The following is a 4386-nucleotide window of genomic DNA, read 5'->3' on the forward strand; positions in this document are numbered from 1 at the left end:
GCCTGGCCGCGCTGCTCAAGGCCGGCCGCGTGCGCAAGATCATCTGCAGCTTTCCGCGCCAGGCCGACAGCCAGGTGTTCGACGGGCTCTACCGCAGCGGCAAGATCGAACTCGAACTGGTGCCCCAGGGCAACCTGGCCGAGCGCATCCGCGCCGCGGGTGCCGGCATCGGCGCCTTCTTCTGCCCCACGGGCTACGGCACGCAGCTCGCGGGCAACCGCGAAACCCGCGAGATCGACGGCAAGCAGTACGTGCTCGAATACCCGATCCACGGCGACGTGGCGCTCATCAAGGCCGAGCGCGGCGACCGCTGGGGCAACCTGGTCTACCGCAAGGCCGCGCGCAACTTCGGCCCGGTGATGGCCATGGCCGCGAAGAAGACCATTGCCACCGTGCACGACATCGCCGAGCTCGGCACCCTCGACCCCGAGACCGTCGTGACCCCGGGCATCTTCGTGCACCAGGTGGTGCGCATCGAACGCGTGGCCACCCAGGCCGGCGGTTTCAAGAAGGCAGCATGACCATGACAACCTACCAACGTCGCACCAAGGACCAGCTCGCAGCCCGCGTGGCGCAGGACATCTTCGACGGCGCCGTCGTCAACCTGGGCATCGGCCAGCCCACGCTGGTGGCCAACCACCTGCCCAAGGGCCGCGAGGTCATCCTGCAGAGCGAGAACGGCATCCTCGGCATGGGCCCCGCGCCCGAGGCCGGCGAAGAAGACTACGACCTCATCAACGCCGGCAAGCAACCCGTCACGCTGCTGCCGGGCGGCTCGTTCTTCCACCATGCCGACAGCTTCGCGATGATGCGCGGCGGCCACCTCGACATCTGCGTGCTCGGCGCGTTCCAGGTGTCGGCCACGGGCGACCTGGCCAACTGGCACACGGGCGAGAAAGACGCGATTCCCGCAGTCGGCGGCGCCATGGACCTGGCCATCGGCGCCAAGCAGACCTGGGTCATGATGGACCTGCTGACCAAGCAGGGCGCGAGCAAGCTGGTGCAGGAATGCAGCTATCCGCTGACCGGCATCGCCTGCGTCAAGCGCGTGTACTCCGACCTGGCCACGCTCGAATGCACGCCCGAGGGCCTGAAGCTCGTCGACCTGGTCGAGGGCCTCAGCCGCGAAGAGCTCGAAAAGCTGGTCGGCCTGCCGATCGCCGCCTGACCCGTTCACTTCCATTCTGGAGACAACTCGCATGACCAACCAAGCCTTCATCTGCGACGCCGTTCGCACCCCCTTCGGCCGCTACGGCGGTTCGCTCAGCAGCGTGCGCACCGACGACCTGGGCGCGGTGCCGCTCAAGGCGCTGATGGAACGCAACAAGAACGTCGACTGGCAGGCCGTGAGCGACGTGCTCTACGGCTGCGCCAACCAGGCCGGCGAAGACAACCGCAACGTCGCGCGCATGTCGGCGCTGCTCGCGGGCCTGCCGCTCGAAATCGGCGGCGGCACCATCAACCGCCTGTGCGGCTCGGGCCTCGATGCGGTGGGCACCGCGGCGCGCGCCATCCGCGCGGGTGAAGCCGGCCTCATGATTGCCGGCGGCGTCGAAAGCATGAGCCGCGCGCCTTTCGTCATGCCCAAGGCCGAGAGCGCCTTCAGCCGCAACAACGCGGTGTACGACACCACCATCGGCTGGCGCTTCGTCAACAAGCTCATGAAGGCGCAGTACGGCGTCGACTCCATGCCCGAGACGGCCGAGAACGTGGCCACCGACTACAAGATCGAGCGCGAGGCGCAGGACCTGATGGCGCTCAACTCGCAGCTGCGCGCCGTGGCCTCGCAGAAGTCCGGCTTCTTCGACGCCGAGATCGTGCCCGTGACCGTGCCGCAGAAAAAGGGCGACGCCATCATCGTCAACAAGGATGAGCATCCGCGCGAAACCAGCCTCGAATCGCTCGCCAAGCTCAAGGGCGTGGTGCGCSCSGAYGGCACSGTGACSGCCGGCAACGCMWSSGGCGTGAACGACGGCGCCTGCGCGCTGCTGCTGGCCGACGAAGCCAGCGCCGCCAAGCATGGCTTGACGCCGCGCGCCCGCGTGGTCGGCATGGCCACCGCCGGCGTGGCGCCGCGCGTGATGGGCATCGGCCCCGCGCCCGCCACGCAGAAGGTGCTGGCGCTCACCGGCCTCACGCTCGACCAGCTCGACGTGATCGAGCTCAACGAAGCCTTCGCGGCGCAAGGCCTTGCCGTGCTGCGCCTGCTGGGCCTGCAGGACAACGACCCGCGCGTCAACATCAACGGCGGCGCCATTGCGCTCGGCCACCCGCTGGGCGCCAGCGGCGCGCGCCTGGCCACCACCGCGGTCAACCAACTGCACAAGGGCGGCGGCCGCTATGCGCTGTGCACCATGTGCATCGGCGTGGGCCAGGGCATTGCCGTGATCCTGGAACGCGTCTGATGGACCGCGCCCGTCGCGGCCTGCTGCTGGGGCTGCTGGCGGCGGCGGGGCTGCCTGCGCACGCGCAGAGCGAGGCCCGGCCGATCCGCATCGTCGTGCCCTTTGCGGCCGGCGGCGGCAACGACGTGTTCGCGCGCCAGATGGCCAAGGGCCTGGGCGAGCTGCGCAAGCAGGGCGTCATCGTCGACAACAAGCCCGGCGCGGGCGGCAACCTCGGCACCGAGCAGGTGGTGCGCAGCGCGCCCGACGGCAGCACGCTGCTGCTGGGCCACACCGGCACCGTGTCGATCAACCCGGCGCTCTACAAGGGCCTGAAGTTCGACGCGCGCAAGGACCTGCTGCCCGTGGCCATGTTCGCTTCGTCCGCACTGGTGCTCGTGGTGCCCGCCGCATCGAAGGTGCGCACCGTGGCCGACCTGGTGGCCGAGGCCAAGGCCCGGCCGGGCCTGCTCGACTACGCCTCGAGCGGCAGCGGCACCGGCGGCCACCTGACCGGCGAGCTCTTCGCAGAGCGCACCGGCACGCGCATCAATCACATTCCCTACAAGGGCACCAACCCCGGCCTCACCGACCTGGCGGGCGGGCAGGTGCAGATGATGTTCAGCGTCGTTCCGCCCGCGCTCGCGCTGGTCAAGGGCGGCCGGCTGCGCGCCGTTGCGGTCACGGGCGCCAAGCGCCTGCCTTCGCTGCCCGAGGTGCCCACCGTGGCCGAGTCGGGCCTGCGCGAACTCGCGGGCTTCGAGAGCACGCTGACCTACGGCATCCTCGCGCCGCGTGGCACGCCGGATGCCTTCGTGAAGGAGCTTTCGGCGCAGATGCTGCAGGTGGCGGGCAGCGCCGAATTCCAGTCGCGCCTGGGCGTGGAAGGCGCCGTGCCGCTGCTCGGCGGCCCGGCCGAATACGCCGCCCTCATCGCGAAGGAAAGCGCGCTCTGGGCCGGCATCGTCAAGGCTTCGGGCGCTACTGTGGAGTGAGCACGCGGCCTCTGGAACCTCAACTAAAGTCGAGGTCTCGATGAATTCCAAGCCAGCAGAACCACCGCACGATTTCCCCGCCACGCTGTCGGTGGGCGAGGTCGCGCAGCGCAGCGGGGTGCCGGTGTCCACCCTTCATTTCTACGAATCCAAGGGGCTCATCGCGAGCCACCGGGCGCCGAGCAATCACCGCCGCTATGGGCGAGACGTGCTCCGGCGCGTGGCGTTCATCCGCGTCGCGCAGCGGGTGGGCATTGCGCTGGCCGACATCGCCGAGGCCCTGGCCACGCTGCCCACCTCGGCCGCGCCCAGCCGCGCGGACTGGGCGCGGCTTTCGGCCGGCTGGCGCGCGGAACTGGACGAACGCATGGCCCAGCTCAAGAAGCTGCGCGACACGCTGGACGACTGCATCGGCTGCGGCTGCCWGTCGATCGACCGCTGCCGCCTGCGCAACCCGGCCGACAAGCTGTCGTCGGAAGGGCCCGGCGCCCGCCGGCTCGTGATCAGGCGCGCGGAAGACTGAGGGATTGCCGCTCCTCGCCGATGGGAAGCCGCGACATCAGTTCGTTCGTCTCGGCGGCAGACATCGCGAGCACCAGCCGCTCGAACTCGGCGCGGTAGCAGGGCAGCATCAGCGTGGCCGTCAGCGCGTGGGCATCGTCACTGCGCGCAAGGTGCGCATGGCATGCGGCAATGCTTCGATGGATCTGGAGCGCCTCTGCGACGCGGGCGGAGGATTGCGGGTCATGGTTCATGCTGCGCAATGTGCAGCCTCAACCTAACTTGAGGTCAAGCGGAATGAAGACCGAGCCGGTCAGTTCATGGCTTCGACGGCCGAAGCGAGGACATAGCCTTCGCTGCGCACGGTCTTGATGTAGCGGGGCTCGCGCGCATCGTCGCGCAGCCGCTGGCGCAGCCGGCTCACGAGCAGGTCGATCGAGCGCTCGAAGAGCTCGGCTTCGCGGCCCTGGGTGAGGCTGAGCAACTGGTCGCGGCTCAGCACCTTC

The 4386-nt window shown here is 69.4% G+C and carries 7 protein-coding genes; 5 read left to right on the plus strand and 2 right to left on the minus strand.

Annotated elements, in window-relative coordinates:
- The 5 genes from AC1DOC_RS21280 to soxR form a co-directional block, all read left to right on the plus strand.
- A partial coding sequence (locus AC1DOC_RS21280) for a 3-oxoacid CoA-transferase subunit A (protein ID WP_478130435.1) occupies nucleotides 1-521 on the plus strand: 521 nt, incomplete at its 5' end.
- Nucleotides 518-1168: a 3-oxoacid CoA-transferase subunit B gene (locus AC1DOC_RS21285; protein WP_278875276.1), complete on the plus strand. Its 651-nt coding sequence runs from the start codon at nucleotides 518-520 to the stop codon at nucleotides 1166-1168. The genes AC1DOC_RS21280 and AC1DOC_RS21285, both read left to right, overlap by 4 nt.
- Before the next feature lie 31 nt (nucleotides 1169-1199).
- Entirely contained in the window at nucleotides 1200-2405 is a 1206-nt protein-coding gene (gene pcaF, locus AC1DOC_RS21290; RefSeq protein WP_478130436.1) for a 3-oxoadipyl-CoA thiolase, read from the plus strand.
- Complete coding sequence (locus tag AC1DOC_RS21295; protein WP_278875279.1) at nucleotides 2405-3379, plus strand: Bug family tripartite tricarboxylate transporter substrate binding protein; 975 nt, start codon at nucleotides 2405-2407, stop codon at nucleotides 3377-3379. The genes pcaF and AC1DOC_RS21295 overlap by 1 nt, the downstream gene beginning before the upstream one ends.
- A 40-nt stretch (nucleotides 3380-3419) precedes the next feature.
- Nucleotides 3420-3902: a redox-sensitive transcriptional activator SoxR gene (gene soxR, locus AC1DOC_RS21300; RefSeq protein ID WP_478130437.1), complete on the plus strand. Its 483-nt coding sequence runs from the start codon at nucleotides 3420-3422 to the stop codon at nucleotides 3900-3902.
- Here the strand turns inward: soxR and AC1DOC_RS21305 are convergent.
- Together AC1DOC_RS21305 and AC1DOC_RS21310 are read right to left on the minus strand one after the other, a co-directional pair.
- The gene (locus tag AC1DOC_RS21305; protein WP_436289690.1) at nucleotides 3883-4134 is read right to left on the minus strand and encodes a hypothetical protein; all 252 of its coding nucleotides are present in this window, start codon (nucleotides 4132-4134) and stop codon (nucleotides 3883-3885) included. The two genes, soxR and AC1DOC_RS21305, sit on opposite strands and share 20 nt — an antisense overlap.
- A gap of 59 nt (nucleotides 4135-4193) precedes the next feature.
- Nucleotides 4194-4386: winged helix-turn-helix domain-containing protein (locus AC1DOC_RS21310; RefSeq protein WP_478130438.1), on the minus strand; the 193-nt coding region annotated here is incomplete at its 5' end.

It is taken from the genome of Variovorax sp. 01T439_2, from assembly GCF_056398445.1.